25 protein-coding genes are annotated in these 19,002 nt (G+C 50.0%); 8 read left to right on the top strand and 17 right to left on the bottom strand.

Annotation, left to right across the window (positions count from 1 at the left end; translation table 11 throughout):
• Positions 1 to 96 precede the first annotated feature (96 nt).
• Positions 97 to 909 carry a methionine ABC transporter substrate-binding lipoprotein MetQ gene (gene metQ, locus AACU55_RS06690; protein ID WP_037033147.1) on the top strand — a complete coding sequence of 271 codons (813 nt, stop codon included), beginning with the start codon at positions 97 to 99 and terminating at the stop codon, positions 907 to 909.
• A gap of 71 nt (positions 910 to 980) precedes the next feature.
• Here the strand turns inward: metQ and AACU55_RS06685 are convergent, their stop codons facing one another.
• The 3 genes from AACU55_RS06685 to AACU55_RS06675 all read right to left on the bottom strand — a co-directional run bounded on the left by AACU55_RS06685 (position 981) and on the right by AACU55_RS06675 (position 2,115).
• Complete coding sequence (locus AACU55_RS06685; RefSeq protein WP_013577936.1) at positions 981 to 1,340, bottom strand: hypothetical protein; 360 nt, start codon at positions 1,338 to 1,340, stop codon at positions 981 to 983.
• Between the two features lie 134 nt (positions 1,341 to 1,474).
• Entirely contained in the window at positions 1,475 to 1,810 is a 336-nt protein-coding gene (locus tag AACU55_RS06680; protein ID WP_134705264.1) for a nuclear transport factor 2 family protein, read from the bottom strand.
• 125 nt (positions 1,811 to 1,935) lie between these two features.
• Positions 1,936 to 2,115, bottom strand: coding sequence for a hypothetical protein (locus AACU55_RS06675; RefSeq protein ID WP_013577934.1), 180 nt, complete (start codon positions 2,113 to 2,115; stop codon positions 1,936 to 1,938).
• A gap of 134 nt (positions 2,116 to 2,249) precedes the next feature.
• Between AACU55_RS06675 and AACU55_RS06670 the strand changes: the two genes are divergently transcribed.
• Complete coding sequence (locus AACU55_RS06670; protein ID WP_013577933.1) at positions 2,250 to 2,681, top strand: OsmC family protein; 432 nt, start codon at positions 2,250 to 2,252, stop codon at positions 2,679 to 2,681.
• Between the two features lie 62 nt (positions 2,682 to 2,743).
• On the opposite strand, the gene AACU55_RS06665 is transcribed toward AACU55_RS06670, so the two are convergent.
• Positions 2,744 to 3,091 (bottom strand): type II toxin-antitoxin system RelE/ParE family toxin, encoded by a 348-nt coding sequence (locus AACU55_RS06665; protein ID WP_037033146.1) that lies wholly within the window; start codon positions 3,089 to 3,091, stop codon positions 2,744 to 2,746.
• A 40-nt stretch (positions 3,092 to 3,131) separates the two neighbouring features.
• Positions 3,132 to 3,362 carry a type II toxin-antitoxin system prevent-host-death family antitoxin gene (locus tag AACU55_RS06660; protein WP_013577931.1) on the bottom strand — a complete coding sequence of 77 codons (231 nt, stop codon included), beginning with the start codon at positions 3,360 to 3,362 and terminating at the stop codon, positions 3,132 to 3,134.
• Between the two features lie 225 nt (positions 3,363 to 3,587).
• Here AACU55_RS06660 and AACU55_RS06655 point away from each other — a divergent pair, with 225 nt between their 5' ends.
• Positions 3,588 to 3,785, top strand: coding sequence for a hypothetical protein (locus tag AACU55_RS06655; protein WP_013577930.1), 198 nt, complete (start codon positions 3,588 to 3,590; stop codon positions 3,783 to 3,785).
• 158 nt (positions 3,786 to 3,943) lie between these two features.
• Here the strand turns inward: AACU55_RS06655 and AACU55_RS06650 are convergent, their stop codons facing one another.
• Together AACU55_RS06650 and tehB are read right to left on the bottom strand one after the other, a co-directional pair.
• Entirely contained in the window at positions 3,944 to 4,216 is a 273-nt protein-coding gene (locus AACU55_RS06650) for a DUF883 family protein (RefSeq protein WP_051930980.1), read from the bottom strand.
• A gap of 82 nt (positions 4,217 to 4,298) precedes the next feature.
• On the bottom strand, positions 4,299 to 4,898 hold the full coding sequence (tehB, locus tag AACU55_RS06645; RefSeq protein WP_014416582.1) for a tellurite resistance methyltransferase TehB: 600 nt from the start codon (positions 4,896 to 4,898) through the stop codon (positions 4,299 to 4,301).
• 205 nt (positions 4,899 to 5,103) lie between these two features.
• On the opposite strand from tehB, the gene AACU55_RS06640 reads away from it, so the two are divergent.
• Positions 5,104 to 6,345 carry a diguanylate phosphodiesterase gene (locus AACU55_RS06640; protein WP_134705263.1) on the top strand — a complete coding sequence of 414 codons (1,242 nt, stop codon included), beginning with the start codon at positions 5,104 to 5,106 and terminating at the stop codon, positions 6,343 to 6,345.
• Positions 6,346 to 6,455: 110 nt separating this feature from the next.
• Here the strand turns inward: AACU55_RS06640 and AACU55_RS06635 are convergent, their stop codons facing one another.
• The 6 genes from AACU55_RS06635 to AACU55_RS06610 all read right to left on the bottom strand — a co-directional run bounded on the left by AACU55_RS06635 (position 6,456) and on the right by AACU55_RS06610 (position 9,501).
• The gene (locus tag AACU55_RS06635) at positions 6,456 to 6,713 is read right to left on the bottom strand and encodes a biofilm development regulator YmgB/AriR family protein (protein ID WP_014416580.1); all 258 of its coding nucleotides are present in this window, start codon (positions 6,711 to 6,713) and stop codon (positions 6,456 to 6,458) included.
• Between the two features lie 99 nt (positions 6,714 to 6,812).
• Positions 6,813 to 7,148, bottom strand: coding sequence for a biofilm/acid-resistance regulator YmgB/AriR (locus tag AACU55_RS06630; RefSeq protein ID WP_223510022.1), 336 nt, complete (start codon positions 7,146 to 7,148; stop codon positions 6,813 to 6,815).
• A complete protein-coding gene (locus tag AACU55_RS06625) occupies positions 7,129 to 7,422 on the bottom strand; it encodes a hypothetical protein (protein ID WP_013577924.1) in 294 nt (97 codons plus the stop codon). Before AACU55_RS06625 ends, AACU55_RS06630 begins: the two co-directional genes overlap by 20 nt.
• A 183-nt stretch (positions 7,423 to 7,605) precedes the next feature.
• Complete coding sequence (ycgZ, locus tag AACU55_RS06620; protein ID WP_013577923.1) at positions 7,606 to 7,845, bottom strand: regulatory protein YcgZ; 240 nt, start codon at positions 7,843 to 7,845, stop codon at positions 7,606 to 7,608.
• A gap of 171 nt (positions 7,846 to 8,016) precedes the next feature.
• Positions 8,017 to 8,559 (bottom strand): GNAT family N-acetyltransferase, encoded by a 543-nt coding sequence (locus AACU55_RS06615; protein WP_134705262.1) that lies wholly within the window; start codon positions 8,557 to 8,559, stop codon positions 8,017 to 8,019.
• Between the two features lie 27 nt (positions 8,560 to 8,586).
• Positions 8,587 to 9,501, bottom strand: a complete 915-nt coding sequence (locus tag AACU55_RS06610) for a LysR family transcriptional regulator (RefSeq protein ID WP_037033142.1) — start codon at positions 9,499 to 9,501, stop codon at positions 8,587 to 8,589.
• 114 nt (positions 9,502 to 9,615) lie between these two features.
• Here AACU55_RS06610 and AACU55_RS06605 point away from each other — a divergent pair, with 114 nt between their 5' ends.
• The gene (locus AACU55_RS06605; RefSeq protein WP_134705261.1) at positions 9,616 to 11,004 is read left to right on the top strand and encodes an MFS transporter; all 1,389 of its coding nucleotides are present in this window, start codon (positions 9,616 to 9,618) and stop codon (positions 11,002 to 11,004) included.
• Positions 11,001 to 11,390: a hypothetical protein gene (locus AACU55_RS06600; RefSeq protein WP_037033140.1), complete on the top strand. Its 390-nt coding sequence runs from the start codon at positions 11,001 to 11,003 to the stop codon at positions 11,388 to 11,390. The genes AACU55_RS06605 and AACU55_RS06600 overlap by 4 nt, the downstream gene beginning before the upstream one ends.
• A gap of 56 nt (positions 11,391 to 11,446) precedes the next feature.
• On the opposite strand, the gene AACU55_RS06595 is transcribed toward AACU55_RS06600, so the two are convergent.
• From AACU55_RS06595 to AACU55_RS06580, 4 genes are all read right to left on the bottom strand, one after another.
• Positions 11,447 to 12,718 carry a c-type cytochrome gene (locus tag AACU55_RS06595; RefSeq protein ID WP_013577918.1) on the bottom strand — a complete coding sequence of 424 codons (1,272 nt, stop codon included), beginning with the start codon at positions 12,716 to 12,718 and terminating at the stop codon, positions 11,447 to 11,449.
• 15 nt (positions 12,719 to 12,733) lie between these two features.
• Complete coding sequence (locus AACU55_RS06590) at positions 12,734 to 14,503, bottom strand: GMC family oxidoreductase (protein WP_013577917.1); 1,770 nt, start codon at positions 14,501 to 14,503, stop codon at positions 12,734 to 12,736.
• Positions 14,504 to 14,548: 45 nt separating this feature from the next.
• Positions 14,549 to 15,274, bottom strand: coding sequence for a gluconate 2-dehydrogenase subunit 3 family protein (locus tag AACU55_RS06585; protein ID WP_013577916.1), 726 nt, complete (start codon positions 15,272 to 15,274; stop codon positions 14,549 to 14,551).
• A gap of 489 nt (positions 15,275 to 15,763) precedes the next feature.
• Positions 15,764 to 16,786 (bottom strand): LacI family DNA-binding transcriptional regulator, encoded by a 1,023-nt coding sequence (locus tag AACU55_RS06580; RefSeq protein WP_049804370.1) that lies wholly within the window; start codon positions 16,784 to 16,786, stop codon positions 15,764 to 15,766.
• A gap of 359 nt (positions 16,787 to 17,145) precedes the next feature.
• On the opposite strand from AACU55_RS06580, the gene AACU55_RS06575 reads away from it, so the two are divergent.
• Together AACU55_RS06575 and chbC are read left to right on the top strand one after the other, a co-directional pair.
• Complete coding sequence (locus AACU55_RS06575) at positions 17,146 to 17,466, top strand: PTS sugar transporter subunit IIB (protein ID WP_013577914.1); 321 nt, start codon at positions 17,146 to 17,148, stop codon at positions 17,464 to 17,466.
• A 127-nt stretch (positions 17,467 to 17,593) separates the two neighbouring features.
• Entirely contained in the window at positions 17,594 to 18,952 is a 1,359-nt protein-coding gene (gene chbC / locus AACU55_RS06570; RefSeq protein WP_013577913.1) for a PTS N,N'-diacetylchitobiose transporter subunit IIC, read from the top strand.
• Positions 18,953 to 19,002 lie beyond the last annotated feature (50 nt).

The raw sequence follows: 19,002 nt of genomic DNA, 5'->3' as shown, positions 1-19,002 counted from the left end.
TTTCGTATTTGCGCATCCCGACAGGCTTTGAAACACTGAGATCTTCAGCGATGCTGTTTCAACCTTTTAATTATTCACGGAAAGAGTAAAACCGTTATGCGCATAACACTAAAATTTTCAGTTCTGGCATTATCTCTGGTGGGCGCACTGGCGCTGAGTGCCTGTGATCAAAAATCGCAGGAAAACCACATTAAAGTGGGTATCAGCGCGGGTATCGATCAGCAGATGTGGGAAACCATCAAAAAGACTGCTAAAGACAAATATAACCTTGATGTGGAAGTCGTGACCTTCAACGATTTCGTGTTGCCAAACTCGGCGCTGAGCAGCGGCGACATTGATGTAAACTCGTTCCAGCACCGTCCCTATCTGGATAAGCAGATCAAAGAGCGCGGCTATAAGCTGGTGGAAGTGGGGAAAACCTTCGTCTATCCGATTGCAGGATACTCCCGCAAGATAAAATCCATTGATCAGCTCAGTGATAACGCGCAGGTTGCGGTGCCTAATGACCCGACTAACCTTGGCCGTTCGCTGTTATTGCTGCAAAAAGAAGGGTTGATCAAACTGAAAGAGGGCGTAGGTTTGCTGCCGACGTCTCTGGATATCATTGAAAATCCAAAGCATCTCAAAATTGTTGAGATCGAAGCGCCGCAACTGACACGCGCCATTGATGACGACAAAATTGAACTGGCGATCATCAATACCACTTATTCAGGACAGGTCGGGCTGACGCCGGGCAAAAATGGCCTGTTTGTCGAAGATAAAGATTCACCTTACGTGAATATCATCGTGGCACGTGAAGATAACAAAGACAGCCAGGCCGTAAAGGAACTGGTTGAGGCTTATCAGACGGATGCCACAGTGAAAGCGGCGGACGCTATCTATCACGGGGATGCGGTGAAAGGCTGGTAATGCGGGCAGGATGGTAGAGTAATCATTGAATCCTGAGATTATAAAATCCCAGGATTCAATGTCTGATTCTGTTAGATATCGTTGAGCATCTGAGAACGCTGATTCATGTTATTGAACACGGCGCTTTTAACTCGGGCACAGATAAGTGTCTGCTTATCTTTTAATTCAAGCGCAAACATTTCTTTGGAGTCTTTGTTAATCAGCGAAGCATTGGTTTTATAAACTGCATATGCGTCGTTGAGCTGACTAAATTGTTGCTTATAAACATTGAAAGCTTGTTTATCCAGCGTCTGAAGTGCCCTGAACTCACTGTAGCAACGGGTATTCAGTGCTGACTGATCCTGCTCAGTGTTTTTAACTGTTGGCTGCGCGCATCCGCTTAAAAATGCGGCGGCAACAAACACAGACATCCACGCAAAAGGCTTATTCATTATGGCCGGTCCCTTGATCAGATTATTCTCAGTAATTTCCGACCACTATATTCAGAATTTTACATAATTGGAAATTATGATTGAGGATATCCATCCGCAACCAATGAATACTTCCAGTCACAAAAAATGCATGATTATTCAAAATAGAACCAGGCTGTCTTAATCAGCCCGTTTTCGACTTCAAACACGGCAATGCTGTTGACGGGGGTCTCATAAATTCCGTAGATCATTTCATGGTCAAATACTTTATTGCCCAGCACGGTTCGTGAGATCAGCTCAGCACGTAATGCGCTGTTGTTGAACCGGTGGTTTTTATAGAACGTTCTGAGTGCGTCTATCCCCTCTAAGGAAGGCAGCATATTGGGCATGCGATAGGCGGTAAAGTCTTCGCTGTAGCAGGCGGAAAAGGCATCGAGATCGTGGTGGTTATAGGCCTGAAACTGTTTCTCTACCGGAATGCTGGCGTCCATGTATCATTGTTCTCGTGAATTATTATTTAATAATATCGAATATTAATTCATGTTTTGCTTTTTGGCAATCTGGCGAAAACAAAAAGGCCGCCGTGGCAGCCTTGAGGGATAAATTGATGGAGTGATCAGCACACGCCAAAATCGCCGTCTTCGTGATACAGATCCACGGTGTCCGCTTTTACTTCAATTTCAGTGGCAGAAAAGTCGTCCGTACGCGAGCACCACAGCGTGTCGCCTTCAACACGACGGACGATCATTTTCGGGCCGCCGGTTTTGGACTGAACAACATCTTGCGGTTTAAACATGCTTTATTCCTCGGTTATCTATTTTGTTGTGATTTATGGAAAAGTTACCCGCAGACCGCATAGCCCGGCCATCCTCGCGGATCACCGATCAGAAGCTATACTTAACGTTAATGTAATGCAAACCGGAGGAAAATATGACCATTCATAAGAAAGGACAGGCACACTGGGAAGGCGATATTAAACACGGTAAAGGTTACATCTCTTCTGAAAGCGGTGCCCTGAAGGAACAACCCTATGGATTCAACACCCGCTTTGAAGGTAAGCCAGGCACTAACCCGGAAGAACTGATTGGCGCGGCGCACTCAGCCTGCTTCTCCATGGCGCTCTCGCTGATGCTCGGCGAAGCGGGGCACACGCCGGAAAGCATCGATACTGTCGCAGATGTTTCACTCGATAAAGTGGATGGCGGCTTTGCGATCACCAAAATCGCGCTCGACAGCAAAGTGAAGTTGCCAGGCATCGATAAAGATAAATTCGATGAAATCATCAAAAAAGCCAAAGCTGGCTGCCCGGTTTCACAGGTTCTGAAAGCCGAGATTACGCTGACGTACCAGCTGGAGAACTGATGATTTAACAGATGATGACGTTCTGAAAAAAGCCACGCGATGTTTGCGTGGCTTTTGCGTTGTTAGCCCATGATCAACTTTTTAAACAGCAGCGCCTGAACATTTTGCCGCTGCGAAAGCAGCACATAAACAGAGATCAAATTTGCCGGTTCATCATAGGTATATATGATGCGATAACCGCTCAACGTATTGCATTCTCGATACTTGATAATCCCCAGCGCTGCAAGATCAGGTGAAACCGGGCAGGACAAAGGAAATACTTTCACTTTTGTTTCAAACTCATCTAATACAGCGTTGATGATCTTTAAAGGGTCGTTTCCCTGTGAGGTCTGGAACGAAGCGATTTCATCAATGGATAGCTTTACAGTTTGCAGGTACTCAATCGTAATTTTACTTTTCGTGGCAGACATAAATTGATCCCAATAATGAGCCGATGAGATGAGTGACTCATCAGTAGAGATCTGCTAACAACTGTTCCCTCGTCAATGTCCGGCCTTCAGCTTTATCATTTTCTGCCAGTGTCAGCAGCTTGAGTAAAGCGATGGTTTCATCCCTTTTTTGCCTGTCTTCATAGGATTCAATCACATAAGCCGGTTCACCATTCTGAGTGACCAGTATAGGTTGTGATAAATCAAGCGCAGCGGCATGCTTCTTCACGAAGCTGATGGTCTGTATTTGCATGTTTTACTGCTCCTGTCGAGGCTTCGGTCTAAATATAGGTCTTTTACAGACTGCTGACAAGGCGGAATTTCTCCGTCTCAGGCTATGCCAGCCGGATGCTGGATACCCTTAACCCTGATAGAAAAATGCGATCCCGGCTGTGCCCGAATTTCTGACAAATGGCATTACATCAGCTATAGATACTGAGCGTTATCTGAAAAATTCGAATAATTTACCGGGGTCATCATGAAGGACGAAAGCGAAAAGACAGGCCTGATCGGGCTGGCCATTGGTGCGGCTGTTATGGGGTTAATTTCCAGCGGAACGATTATTAACCGGGAGAGCATCATTGATGAACTGCGGCGGCTCGGGCGTAAAAAAGGGGACGGTGTGGAAGATGAAATTTTCGTGAAAGCCGCTCAGCTGGTCGGTAAAGGGCAATGATTCACGCAAGCTGGCGAAAAAATACCCGTCAGGGGAGACGGGTATTGGATTTGCTACAAGGGGAATGTCTGAATAATCTGTAGATTGCTACAGAAGACAAGATCATACCCTTTTTTTGTGAATAATTTGTGTAGGAGAAATCTGTTTCTCCCGGACGGTTATTTGCGGCCTAAAAGTAGCCCCAGAACCACGCCAATCGCACCGGCAGCAATCAATCCCGACAGCGGATTTTCTTTGATTTTATCCGCCACGTCAGAAACTGCTTCACTCGCCTGCGCGGAGTATTTGCGTGCAGCACCTTTAAGCTGATGTTTCGGAGAGTCAACAAAATCTCCAAATTGCTTTTGCGCTTCACCGGCAAACTGGTTAACCGTGTTTTCTACTTTATCTTCCACACGGTTAGGATCTTTATCAAAGTCTTGTGATGACATATCGTGCTCCTTTTTGGGTGGAATTTAAGTTTAGTCGAAAAGCCAGGGTATGCAGGGTTTGCCTGCGAAGGACTGATGGATATCAGATTTTTCTTGCCAGCAGCGTCGCAAACCGCAACTTGTAACGGTCTCCGTTTTCGTCGCGTTTATGCAGTTCGCCGACATCTTCGTTGTATTTCACGATTTCCCAGCCGCGATAATAATCACGCAGTTCTGACGGCTTGAAGGTGAACGGGAAGGGCAGCGGGCACGGATAATCCGGGCTGTCCATGGCGGCAACAATCAGGTTATAACCGCCCGTGTTGGTGGCCGCATGCATGTCTTCAATAATGTGCGGGATGCTGTCGCGTTGCAGAAACATCATGACCACGGTGGAAAAGATAAAATCATATTCACCGCTGAAACGGTGCGTGTTCAGATCAGCTTCGCTGATATTGATGTTATTCAGTGATTCCGCCGCGATAATATCATTCACTTTTGCGACGCTTATGGCGTTGTTATCCCAGCCCGTCACCTCAAACCCTTTCAGGTTCAGATACAGCGAGTTACGCCCGCTGCCACAGCCTAAATCCAGTGCTTTACCCGGCCGGACATGCTGTGCGGCGTTGATGATTTCTGAATGGGTACGGGTCAGGCCGTATTTTTCGCTGTAAAAATCTTCTGGTGCGGGTTGTTGAGTCATGCCCTGTTTCCTGTAAATGAAGAGAATGTCAGCGATTATCCTCCAAAATGACAACCGCGCCATTACTCTTAATGGTCACAGGCCTGAGCATCACGGCATTTTTTCACCACAATATGTTAGCGAAGATAATCAATTGAGATTTTTCCGTAAATAAAATTTCTGTTATCGTGGGGTTCATAACTGAAGCCTGCCCTGGAATTTCTTAATGCTTTTAACCCTCGTCTACCGCAGCCACATCAGTGACTCTGTCCTGCCTGCTTCTCTGGAAGAGATGGTGTCGCGAGCCAACATCGGGAATGAACGCAACAGTATTACCGGTATTCTGCTTTTTGACGGAATGCACTTTTTCCAGTTGCTGGAAGGGCCGGAAGCGGCCGTCGATGCTGTTTATAATACGATTTGCAGCGATCAGCGGCACAATAATGTCGTTGTTCTCATGCGTGATTACGCGCCGTCGCGCCGCTTCGGTAATGTGGGGATGGAACTTTTTGACCTCAGGCACCATCACGAAGATGTTGTCCTTCAGGCCGTGCTGGATAAGGGGACGTCCAAATACCGGCTGACCTATGAAGACCGCGCGCTTCAATTTTTGTGCACCTTTGTACAGGCTCGTGAAAAGGAAAATTATCTCGAAATTCTTCCGGCGGATTCCTGGTCTTTTATCGCCGATGAGTCACTGAAACCTGAAGCAGGATTTATCTTTCCCGAGATGAAGGATTACAGCTTTACGTATCAGCCCATTGTTGATCCACTGAGTCGCGAGATTACCTCTTACGAAGCCCGTCTGTGCGGTCCAGGTGGCGGTTCTCCGATGGAGTACTTTTCTGCGCTTTCCAGAACAACCATTTATGAAGCTGACCTGAAAACCAAAAAGCTGGCTTTTGCACTGGCACAGAAGATGGGGATCAGCGACAAAACGCTGACAATCAAACTTTTGCCTATGACGTTAGTCCGGGTACCTGATGCTATCGGATTTTTAGTTCATGAGATTACTGCTCATGGTCTGGTTCCGGAGCAGATTGTCGTGGCAATCACCGAGAACGGCGTCGTGACACGCGAAGATAATTTCGTTACAGCGTTGCAACAGCTTAAAGCCTCAGGAATGCGACTGGCGATTGATGATTTCGGCGCAGGATCAGCGGGATTGTTGTTGCTGACTCAATGCCAGCCGGAAAAGATTATGATTGACCGCAATATGATTTGTGACATTCATACCAGCGGACCCAAACAGGCCATTGTTCAGGCCATTATCAGGTTTTGCTCTTCTTTGGAAATATCGGTTATCGCGACGGGTGTTGAAAAAGCAGAAGAATGGATGTGGCTCGATGCGGCAGGGGTGTGTAATTTCCAGGGCTCACTGTTTGCTTCACCAAGGCTAAATGGAGCACCGGTTGTCGCGTGGCCGGAAGTTAAGCAGGAATATCTGTTAACAAACCGAAATCTTTAAATATCAAAAGGCCGATAAAAGATTTCAGTAAGATTAAATGAATCCGCCGGAAAAATATAAAATATTTGTCCGGCGGATTCGCAAAGTCTTAACGCTACGCAGGTGATATATTATACGACATCATCATCAGGAGTGCGGTATACGACGTATTCAAGTGCCTCTAAGTATACATCCTGTTTACCCGAATCACTTTCCTGCTCAATTTTTTGAATCAGGTAAAGAATAATATCTTTGTGGGTTACCCGTTCTTTCCGATTTTTTAAATTATTATAAATACGGATGACAGTTTCATTTCCGACCAGAAGTTCCGGGTCTTCTGTCAGAATATAATCAGCTAATTTGACATGAGTATAAGACACATCTTGCATTTTGATACCCTCCGCACTTGCTGTTTATGAGTGAAGTCACGTTCGGTTTTCAAAAATGAACGTGAAATTATTAAATATAATAAATCTAATCAGCCGGGATCAGACGCCGGAATTTTCGGGTGTCATACCCACAACCATTTCCAGTGCACTACGCAGAATATCCAATTGCACCACATCGGATGTGCATTCAAGCTGTGTAATCAGGTGCAATATAATGGCTTTATTTGTCACTTTGCCTTGTTCGGCCAGAATGACGCGAATAGCGGCACCCAACACTTCGGTTTCACTCAAAAACAGTTCGCCCGCATTGTTGAAATAGTTATAAACATCTGAGTGATAAACAGAATCTGTCATCGTCTGGGATGGGTTTGAATTCATCGCATCGCCCTGATTTAGCGAATGATTCTTTGATGAATCAATGTCTTTTCTTGTCATCGGACGGCCCTTCAGCATTGAAAAAGTGTCGTACATTATCGACATCCCGCACTTCGTAGGTAATTCGCGCACGTTTATCAGCCAGATCATGGCGGATCTCATTAATAATCCGCTCGCAGGCACTTTTTCGATTTATGTTGTCAGCACTTGCAGCCATAAACTGTAATTGTGCAATGAGTCTGTCAGTCGATATCGGGTTCTTCGATTTAAGCAAGGAAATTACGGCCTCACCTATCAGCTTATCAGTCAGTCTTTCTTCATTACTTCTGTACATATTAGCAGCCTCTGAATATATGCCGGCCAAAGTTCTTGGGCAGATTAGCTTCAGGTTCAGAGTTAGTACTTTACGCCTGAGGGCATAAAATTTGGTAGGCTGTGAATTAATCAAGCCCGCATAATATGTCGAACTGAAATGCTATGAAGCCAATCGTTGCACTATGATCTTAATCAGGGTGGATCATGAATCTCGTTCAAGTACCAGACGGATAAGCTTCATATAATGCTTTTCCTCTTCTTCACTTCCAGCCGCTTCAACACGATTTAAAAGTTTTGAACATAAAGCTTTGCGATTGAGGTTCTTTCCTGCCTCAAGAATTTCAACAACAACGCGCCCCATTGTTTCCTCTTCAGAAAAGACCTGACTGTATAAGGAATGAGACGTGTCCGGGGCCATTCCGTTGTGCCTGTTCTGACGCATAATTAACCCTTATGTTAATAGATGTGTGAGTAATGATTGCCTGTGTGACTATAAAGTTATACAAGATATGGAAAGTTGTACAGGTATTTTTAGAAAAAAGAAGCCAGCAATGCCTGAGACTCAGAATTTTCCGATCTCAGGCCGGGGACGATCGCCCAAGGTGGTTTTATGTCAGCTGAACGATGGGCCGCTGACCGTGCGCGGGTTGGTCTGCCGGTAAAGGTAACTGCCCGTGCCATGGAGCGGATCGCCCTCAAAACCCACTTTCTGCATGCCGATTTTTTCCAGAACGCGCTGTGAAGCCAGATGATTTTCACGTACGGTAGCCGAAATCCGCGGTATGCCCAGTTTCTCAAAACCGGTGGTGAGCGCTGTGCTGGCAAACTCCGTTGCCAGTCCTTTTCCCCACGCTGTTGTCGCAAAGCGATAGCCAAGAAACACACGGTGATTTTCGTAGCCTTCACGGATACCCAGCCCGCCGAAACCGATAATCTGATCCGGTTGATGATTGTGCGCAATGGCCCAGTGCCCGTAACCATTATCCGGCCATTCCCTCAGCCAGCCGTTCAGTTTTTCCTGTGCTGCCGCGATGTCCGGCAATGGCCCGCGCGGGTTAAAAAGATTGGTTTGCGGATCGCCGTAAATAGCAAATAACGTGTGAATATCCTCAGCCGTAACAGGCCGGAGCAGCAACCGTGATGTCTCTATGATCATAATGAATGTTTCCTCCCGTGAGCTGAGTTAAATCTTAGCTTGGGCGGGGAACTCCGCCAGCCGGCTTTGCAGAAAATCAATAAAGCTTCGCACCTTTTCAGGCACGTGACGGGTGTTAGGATACAGCGCGAAAATGCCCTGTGGGGGAAAACGGTGACCGGGCAGCACATGGCATAAACGCTGTGCGTCGATTTCCGGCTGCACCAGCCAGTCCGGCAACAGGACGACGCCTGCGCCTGCCAGCGCAAAGGCTAACAACGCCGAGGCGCTGTCGGCCACAATGGCGGGCGGCGTCGTCACGCGAAACGGGTTTTGCTTTCCCTGAGCATCAGTGACCGGCCAGCTCATAGGTAACGGCAGACGGCTGTGAGCGATCCACCGGCTTGCGGCCAACTGGTCCGGCGTACTGATGTTTCCGTGTTCGCGCAAAAAGGCCGGAGATGCCACCGGCAGTATACCGAAACGCCCGAGTGCGGCGGCGTGATGACTAGAATCAGTCAACTGGCCGAGACGGATCGCCAGATCAAAACGTCCGGCGATCAGGTCGTCGTGATGTGAAGAGGCGACGTGCTGAATGCGCAGTTGCGGATGCAGTGCAGAAAACGCCGCCAGCGCCGGAACCACCACGCGCGCGCCGTATTCCGGGGTACTGGTGATCCGCAACTGACCGCTCAGGCCAGCGTGATCACGACGCACGTCGTCGAGCACCGCTTCGGCTTCCTGCAGTAAATCCTGACAGCGTTGATAAAAGCGTTCGCCTGATTCCGTCAGTGCCAGCCGCCGGGTACTTCGGGTCAGCAGTGCGACACCAGTTTCACTTTCCAGTTGCTTCACATTAAAACTCACTACCGCTTTGGTGAGCCCGAGGGAGACTGCTCCGCCGGTGAAACTGCCTGCGTTAACCACCGCGACGAAAATCTCCAGCCGCTGTAAATTCAGCATCCTGTGTGTCCTTACTGTCAAAATAATTTTGACAGTGTAACTGCACCGCGTCCGTTTATCCGTAAGAACTTCTCCGTTACATTGCCCGCCTTTACCCATTGTGGATACGTAAGAATGAGTCACAGGGCGCGGGTTGCCGCAGTGTATTTGCTCGGTTTTTTCGTTGATCTGATCAACATGTTTATCGCCAATGTGGCGTATCCCGGCATCGCACGGGAATTTCATGCACCGGTCAGCGCGCTGGCGTGGGTCAGTACCGGATATATTCTGGGGCTGACACTGGTTATTCCGCTCAGCCGCTGGCTGGCGGGGCGTTTCGGTGCGCGGCGGGTGTTTATCCTCTCGCTGACGATTTTTATGCTTGCCTCACTCGCTGCAGCGGGCGCGGCAAGCCTGACCACGCTGATTGGCTGGCGGGTTTTGCAGGGGCTTGGCGGCGGATTGCTGATCCCGCTCGGGCAGACGCTGACTTATGCACTGTACCGCAGCCATGAACGCGCCCGGCTGTCTGCGGTGATCATGCTGGTCGGGCTGCTGGCACCGGCGCTGTCTCCGGCTCTCGGCGGCATTATCGTGGACAGTTTTAGCTGGCGCTGGGTGTTTATTGCCAGCCTGCCGCTGTCGTCGCTGGCCTGGGTTCTGGCACTGTGCTGGCTGCCGCAAACGCCACGTGAACCGGCAGGGAGGTTCGATCTGAAAGGATTTGCGCTGCTGAATGGCGGGCTGGCGCTGGTGCTATGGGGGTTGACGTCTCTGGGCGAAAACAGTGAATGGCTGAGCGGCAGTGCATTATTCGTGGCCGGTGCAGGGCTGATGACGATGTTTGTACGGGCATCGCGAAAACACCCTGAGCCGCTGCTGGATCTGACGCTGATAAAAGATCCGTTATTGCGCACCGGCATGCTGATTTATCAGTGTATTCCCGGCGTGTTTACCGGCGTCAGCCTGATTGCCATGCTGTATCTGCAGAATGAACACCACTTCTCGGCGGCGCAGTCGGGCGGGCTGATGTTGCCGTGGTCGCTGGCGTCATTTGCTGCCATCAGTTTTACCGGCAAAATGTTTAACCGGCTCGGGCCGCGGGCGTTATTTATTCCGGGCTGTCTGATTCAGGGCGCGGGTATTGGTTTGCTGGCGCTGCTCAGTGTGTTTCCTGCAGCGCCGTGGCTGGCAATCGCGGCGTTTACGTTAATGGGGGCGGGCAGCAGTCTGTGCAGCAGCACGGCGCAAAGCGCTGCGTTTTTACATATCCGTACTGAACAACTGGCTGACGCCAGCGCCCTGTGGAACATCAACCGCCAGCTGAGTTTTTGTCTTGGCGTGACGCTGGTCAGCGTGATGCTGAGTGCCTGGCAGCTTTCTGTTCCGGCATTCGCCTATCCGCTGAGTTTCACCGTTGCGGCGTCCAGCGTCATTATTCCCATCATGTTGTGTCTGCGGTTACCGGGGCACGCCATTATTCAGGAACGGCTTCTACAGGAACACCAACAGGAAAAGTTATGAATCGTTTTGTGAAAGAAGTGTTTGATGCGCATGGGTTAATTCAGCGCTGGTTTTCAGACTCCGCTGCACCTGGGCAGGTTTGTGATGAACTGCTGGCGCGGTTTAGTCCGGCCTATTCGATGGTAACGATCACCGGCCACCGGCTGGATCATCCGGCATTGTGTGCTTTTTTCGGGGCGCAGCGGGGCACGAAAAGCGGGCTGAAGATTGAGGTTGAAAAGCCGGTGGTGATTGCTGAAAGTGAAAAAGGCGCGGTAGTCGCGTATCAGGAACGCCAGCAGTTGCCCGGCCAGCCGGAAACACTGCGTTATTCGACGGTGTTATTTGTGGTGGATGCAGAAGGGAAAATTCTGTGGCGTCATTTGCATGAAACGCCCGCTGCCTGATCGCCTGTAAAAAAACGGCCTTCCGTGAGGAAAGCCGTTTGAGCCTGCAAAAGTGATTACTTCGTCAGGGTTTTTCTGACTTCGCTGACGTCTTTCGCCGTCACTGCCGGTGCGTTGTTGCCCCAACCTTGACGGATAAAGGTCGACAATTGCGCCGCTTCTTCGTCCGTCAGACGGCTGGCAAAGCCCGGCATCACAAGCGTTGACGGCGCCCGTGCCGTTGACGGTTGCTGCGCGCCCGCCAGAATGGTGTGGATCAGCCCGGTCGGATCTTTCGCGTTCACAATCGTTGCCTGATCCAGTTGCGGGAAAACGCCCGGTGCGCCTTTGCCGGTGACAAAGTGACAGGCGCCGCAGTTATCCAGATACAAACGCTCGCCTTCGCTGAGGTTTTTCGCCGCCGTCAGTCTGGCTTCGGTCGCGCTGGCTTTTTGCGTGTCCTCTGCCGGAACCGGCGGGTTACCGCCCAGGAACTTGATGTAGGCCGCGATGGCTTTGAGGTCGTCATCGGTCATGTGTGCGGTACTGTTTTCCACCACAGACGTCATTTCGCCGCCAACTGCTGCTTTGTCATTACGCCCTTTGCCCAGATAATCGACAATTTCCTGCTCGTTCCAGTGCGCGACACCGCGCAGGGAAGGGACGTCCCAGTTATTCAGGCTACCGCCCGCCAGGAAATCAGAGTCGCTGCTGTCCAGCGCCTTTTCATTCATGCCGAAACCGCGTGGGGTATGGCAACTGCCGCAGTGCCCGAGACTTTCCACCAGATACGCACCCCGGTTTACCTGCTCAGAAGCGCCGCCGATTGGCTGGAAAGGTTTGTCAGACGCGAATGCCCAGTTCCAGAAACGCATGCCCCAGCGCTGGCTGAACGGGAAGCTCAGATCGGTTTCAGGCGGTTGTTCTGCGCTCGGTTTTACGCCCTGCATAAAGTAAACGTAGAGCGCGTGCATATCCTGATCGTTGATTTTAGCGTAATCCGGATAAGGCATTGCCGGATACAAACGGGTGCCGTCCGGCAGAACGCCTTTGCGCACTGCATCCGAGAATTGTGCTTCGCTATAACCGCCAATACCGTGGTCTTTATCCGGTGTAATGTTGGTGGAATAAATGGTGCCCAGATTGGAGTTGATCGCCAGCCCGCCTGAAAACGCCGGTTTCCCCGCCACCGTATGACAGGCGCCGCAGTCGCCCAGACGCGCCACATATTCTCCCTGTTTGATCAGCGCTGCGTTGTCGGGTTGTGTATTGGTATCCGCCTGCGCATTCGCCATAAAACCCGCACCCAGCAGCAAGGCGTTAGCGATAAATAAACTTTTGAGTTTCATCCTGTTCATCTCCGCTTATGCCTGAACCAGTGGACCAGGGTTTTTCAGGTACTGATCTTTAATCGCCTGCGCCGCCATCAGGGTGATCGCGCCGATGGTGTCCGTCGGGTTAGCCTGGAAGTTTTGCGGGAAAGCGTTACCGCCCGGCACAAATACGTTATGCACATCCCAGCTTTGCAGGAACTTGTTCAGCGCCGAGGTTTTCGGGTTATCGCCCATCACCGCGCCGCCCACGTTGTGGGTAGAGACGTATTTGGTCAGGTCAAAGTGCGCGTCCATCGGCAGGAAGCTTTCGCTGTAACTGTCCGGGTTCAGCTCTTTGGTGATATTGCCCACGATGCCTTTCAGGTATTGCTGCAATTTGAGTTCGTTCTGTTTCCAGTCGAAAGTCATGCGCAGCAGCGGATAGCCATATTCATCTTTGTAATTCGGATCCAGATCCAGATAAATATCGCGGTAAGACTGGCAGGTGGTGGTGATGCTGATTTTCATCGAATGGCCGTACCATTCTTCCATGCCTTCTTTCCAGCCGGTGCCCCACGCAGGCGTGCCTTTTGGCAGCGAGGTGCTGATTGGCGTGCCGGTGGCCTGCGAACTGTGAATTTTCGCACCGCCGATAAAGCCAAGGGAAGGGCCGTCGAAGTTGCCCGGAGAGATATCGTTGAACATCTGGCCGGTGGCGCCTGCGGTGGCAAACGGATTGAAGTTTTTGTCTTTGAAGAACAGCGTCGAACCGCCGTTACTGAGGAACGCATAGTTGCGGCCAATCACGCCTTCTTCGGTGATCGGATTGTAAGGCTTGCCGATCCCGGACAGCAGCATCAGCCGCACGTTGCAGAACTGGAAGCTGCTCAGTACCACGATTTTCGCTGGCTGGAAGCACTCGTTGCCGTCTGCATCCATGTAGATCACGCCTTTGGCGGTTTTCTTATCATCATGCAGTTCGACTTTCAGCACATTGGCATGCACTTCATAAGAGAAGTTATCCATGCGTTTCAGCGCGTCCATCACCGCCGTTTGCGGCGACGCTTTCGAGTAGTTCAGGCACGGGTATTTACTGCAATAACCGCAGTAGTTACACGGCGCGATCTGGTTACCGTACGGGTTAGTCCAGGCGCGGGACACGCAGGCTGACGGGTTCGGGAACGGGTGGTAGCCCATTTTTTTGGTGACTTCAGCAAACATGCTGCTGTTGAGCGTGTCTTCCAGCGCAGGAAGCGGATACGGCTCGGAACGCGGCCCTTCGAACGGATCCCCGCCTTCCATAATCTGACCGCGCAGGTTGCCGGTTTTGCCGGACTGACCGCAGATATGCTCAAACTTAGTGTAATACGGCTCAATTTCATCCCAGGAGAAAGGGAAATCCATGATCCGCATGTCTTCCTGCAGGATGCCTGGTTTGTAGGCTTCGTCAGCGTAAGTTTTGAGTTTTAAATCGGTCGGCGTCGGGCGAATCAATACCGCCGTCCAGTGCAGACCGGAACCACCCACGCCGGTACCCGGCGCGAATGCACCCCATTTACGGGTTGGCAGGGCGGTTTCACTCATGTTGTAACGCACGGTGACAGCGGCTTCAGCCGGCGTCGCCATGACTTTATTGCGTACCGCGTAGGCATATTCGTCCGCCGGTTTCGGGTAAGCAAATTCTTCGTAGCCGCGATCGCCGCCACGTTCGAGCGCACGAACGGTCAGGCCCGCCATCGCCAGCTCGATACTCATCAGCGAGCCAGCCCAGCCGAGGCCGACAACAACGACGTCGACTTCTGGTTTAGTTACTTTTGCCATCTTTAATCCTGTCAGTCATCAGAAAACGGTAATAGGGTGAGGCACTCAGGCACGCGCGCCCTGCAGGCTCACAGGCCCCAGCGGATACGGGACATTGTGCTGCTTAACCCACTCAGTGAAACTGGCGCGTGCGCCGGGGAAGCCGATGGCAATCCACGCCTTCATCCCTTTGTTCCCGCCGTAGATCGGGTCTGCCAGATAGCCGTGTTTGGTGTCTGAAAGCAGTTCGCTGAAGAATTGCGAGGCGACAAGATTTTCTTCGCCCGCATCGGCAAATTTGATGCCGTTTTTCTGCAACTGCGTCAGCACATTGTCTTTGTCCTGATCGGCCAGTTCATGGAAGGCTTTCTGATGATTTTGCTGACACCAGGCGTTCGCAATACGAATGCCGGTTTTGTAGATTTGCTGCGGACGGAACGGGATCTGATACCCCATTGTCGCCGGAGCATGCACGTTGAACGGGCCCTGCATATAGATTTCTTCGCCGAAATCGCCGTGCATTTGCTGATCGATAAAAATCGGCACATTGGTTTCGAGTGCGCCCGGTGCTTTGCCTTTGCCACCCGCAGGGATCAGGCGGTCAGCGGCGGCCATAATAAACTGCCACTCATCGGCGCTGAAAAATATCGGTTTATATTCGAGTAAATCCGGGGCAGCCATTTCTGCAGCTTGTGCCGCTGACAGCCCTTTCATCATGATGGTCCCGACAGGCAAAGCCATCAGCGACCCAAGTAAAAACTTGCGACGGGTTGTTTTTTTTTGAAGGAGCATAGAATTACGACTCTCACATGCCTGATGTTAAGTTTGGGTTAATTATTATTATTTTTTGGGTACAAATCGATAATATCACCGCTACATCTAAAATAAATGAATAAATTCCCCATGAACTATAAGGCGGGAAATGCATTAAGGAGTTACACAGGTTTAATTTGATTTAAAATATCATTAAATCAATGAGATATTGATTGTTTTTATTGTGAATGGCTAAGGGGGAAATAGCATTGTTTATCAAAGTATTCTTCATGATTTTGTGGGTTGAATTTAGATCAATATAATTCCGCACGGAAAGTTTCTGTTATTTGTTGTTATGAATGTTAGCTAACATTTTTAACAAATAAGAATGAGTTTCAATTGTCGGGGTTATTTATAACCGGGAAAAATATAAAGTTGAATTAATTACGCGGACAACTCACTCCCCTGCGAAGGGGAGGGTTGGGGTGGAGTATTATGGTTAAAACAAAAGCTGAAGTGTGCAAGGCGCTAAGCTGATTCCCGAATAACCAGTTTGTAACCCATATCAACAATAGGTTCCTCAACCGCGATGCCTTCAATTTTATCCGCCAGCATATCTGCCGCGCGGATGCCTAAATCCCATTTTTCGACGCTGACGGTGGTAATGGCAGGGCGGTTATGGGCGGCAAAATTCAGGTCCGCGAAACCGATCACCGAGAAATCATCCGGCACGCGTAAACCCTGCGATTCGGCTTCCATGATTGCGCCCTGCGCCAGGGTGTCGGAGCTGCAAATGATGGCGTCAAAGCGGTGATCGCTGGCGAGCAGTTGGCGCAATGCCTGGCGTCCGACTTCCATATTCGCCGGACGGGAAACAATCACTTCTTTAATGTCGTGCTCAGGAATGGCCCGCAACACGCTGATTGCCCCGTTTTTACGCACCATTGCGCGGCGATCGGAAGCACAGATAAAGCCAAAACGCCTGAAGCCTTTGCCGAGGAAATAGTCACCGATGGCATTGCCGACTTTTTCGTGCGAGAAGCCAATCAGCATGTCAATCGGTGTGGGCGTTAAATCCCAGATTTCTACTACCGGGATATTGGCGTTAAGAATGATTCTTTTCAGTTCCGACGTGTGATGAATGCCGGTCAGCACAATCCCGTCCGGTCGACGCGAAAGCAGGGTGGCGACAATATCGGTTTCATCTTCCGGCTCATAGCCGACAATACACAACAGCATGTGATAACCCCGTGCCGCCAGTTGGTCGCTGATGGCCTGCACGGTATCAACAAACATATTGTTGTTAATCTGCGGCACGACGACGGCAATGAGTTTCGTGCGGCTGGTCGCCAGACCACCGGCCAGCATATTGGGGATGTAACCGGTACTTCTCACGGCTTCCATCACGCGGGCAATGGTCGCCGGGCGCACGACTTTGGGATTGTTTAAGGCGCGGCTGACCGTCATGGGTGAAAGGCTGGCGGCCTGAGCAACATCTTCGAGCGTAGCCGTACGGGAACGGCCTTTCTGAGCATTTATTTTATTATTCAAAGCGTTGACCACTGAATTATGGCGTCAAAATAGTAATGTTTGCGCAATCATTGCCAGTTTCTCATATTGTCCCCTGCTTGGGTAAGTGTAAATGTTAACTTCTTGTTGCGTGGCCGTGCGTCTTTATCTTATTTATCCTCGCGAGTTATTTACCCAAAACGTGAAGGGAGTCATAAGGGATGGTCAAGGAGAGACAATTTCTATAAGTTCCGAATTATCGCGCCCTGAAGTGATGCCGTATACTGCTTTCAGGCAGAGACGATTCGTTATCTTCAATTTATTTGCTCTGAATACATTCTCGCAGGTGAAGGAAAAACCGTTGCCTGAGCTGCAATTTATCGGGATATGAGGGTTTTATCATGGAAAAGAAAGTCATTTATTTGTTTTGCTCCGCCGGAATGTCAACCTCGTTACTGGTTTCTAAAATGAAGGTTCAGGCTGAGAAGTATGAGGTCCCGGTCATTATCGAAGCATTTCCTGAAACACTGGCTGCAGAGAAAGGTGCGGCAGCCGATGTCGTTCTGCTTGGGCCGCAAATTGCCTATATGCTGGATGAAATTAAAAAAGTCTTGCCGGGTAAACCGGTTGAAGTGATCGATTCTGGCCTGTACGGCAAAATTGACGGGTTAGGTGTTCTGAAAGCAGCCGTTGCTGCGATCAAAAAAGCAGCAGCACAGTGATCTTACGTTTTTCCTTATTTTAAAATTGAACGTCTTTATATTGAAATTTTTAAGTCAAAGAGAACTCCAGTCAAAGAGCGAATTTCTTCCCCTGGCCGCCAGATGGCGGCATTAAAGGAAAATACCAATGAGCAAAGCCATTGATTCACTTGAAAAGATACTTCTTCCTTTTGCCGTTAAAATAGGTAAACAACCGCATATTAATGCCATTAAAAATGGCTTCATAAAACTCATGCCGCTGACCCTCGCGGGTGCCATGTTCGTTTTAATTAATAACGTGTTCCTGAACTTTGGTGCCGGTTCTTTCTTTTATTCTTTAGGCGTGCGCTTAGACCCGTCAACTATCGATACGCTGGCCGGTCTGAAAACCATCGGTATTAATGTTTATAACGGTACGCTCGGTATTATGTCGCTGATGGCGCCATTCTTTATTGGCATGGCATTAGCGGAAGAACGTAAAGTTGATTCCCTCTCCGCCGGTTTATTAGCCGTTGCAGCCTTTATGACCGTGACGCCATACAGCGTCGGTGAAGCTTATGCGGTGGGCGCAAACTGGTTAGGTGGCGCGAATATTATTTCCGGTATGGTAATAGGTCTGGTTGTCGCAGAAATGTTCACCTTTGTGATTCGCCGCAACTGGGTCATTACCTTGCCGGCGAGTGTGCCGTCTTCGGTTTCCCGATCCTTCTCCGCGTTAATTCCGGGCTTTATTATTCTGTTTATCTTCGGGGTTATTTCCTGGTTACTCGGATTATATGGCCACAACTTCCACCAGATTATTATGGATTCAATTTCCAAACCTCTGGCGGCAATGGGCAGCGTGGTTGGCTGGGCGTACGTGATTTTCAACTCACTGCTGTGGTTCTTTGGTGTACACGGATCTCTGGCGCTGACCGCGCTCGACAACGGCATCATGACCCCGTGGGCGCTTGAAAATATCGCGCTGTACACCGAATACGGTTCCGTGAGTGCCGCGATTGATGCAGGGAAAACCTTCCACTTCTGGGCCAAACCGATGCTGGATTCCTACATCATGCTGGGCGGTTCCGGTGCAACCCTCGGGCTTATCATCGCCATCTTTATCGCCTCACGCCGTGCCGATCATCGTCAGGTGGCAAAGCTGGCACTGCCGTCAGGCATCTTCCAGATTAACGAGCCCATCCTGTTTGGTCTGCCGATTATCATGAACCCGGTGATGTTTATCCCCTTCGTGCTGGTTCAGCCGATTCTGGCCGCCATCACGATCGCCGCGTACAGCATGGGTATCATTCCTCCGGTCACTAACCTGGCGCCGTGGACCATGCCGACCGGGCTTGGCGCTTTCTTTAACAGTAACGGCAGCATCGCGGCACTGCTCGTCGCATTGTTCAATCTCGGTATTGCCACGCTGGTGTACATGCCATTCGTGATCTTGTCTAACAAGGCGCAGGCGATTATTGAAGAAGAAGAAAGCGAAGAAGACATTGCCGCTTCACTGAAATTTTAATCTGAACGGAGGGCGGGCAGAGGCCATCTTCCCGCCGTTATCCGGCCAAT

Source organism: Rahnella sp. CJA17(1/100) (assembly GCF_963881615.1).
GTDB lineage: Bacteria > Pseudomonadota > Gammaproteobacteria > Enterobacterales > Enterobacteriaceae > Rahnella > Rahnella aceris.
The sequence above is the reverse complement of the archived record's forward strand: the minus strand, read 5'-3'. Positions and strand labels throughout refer to the sequence as shown.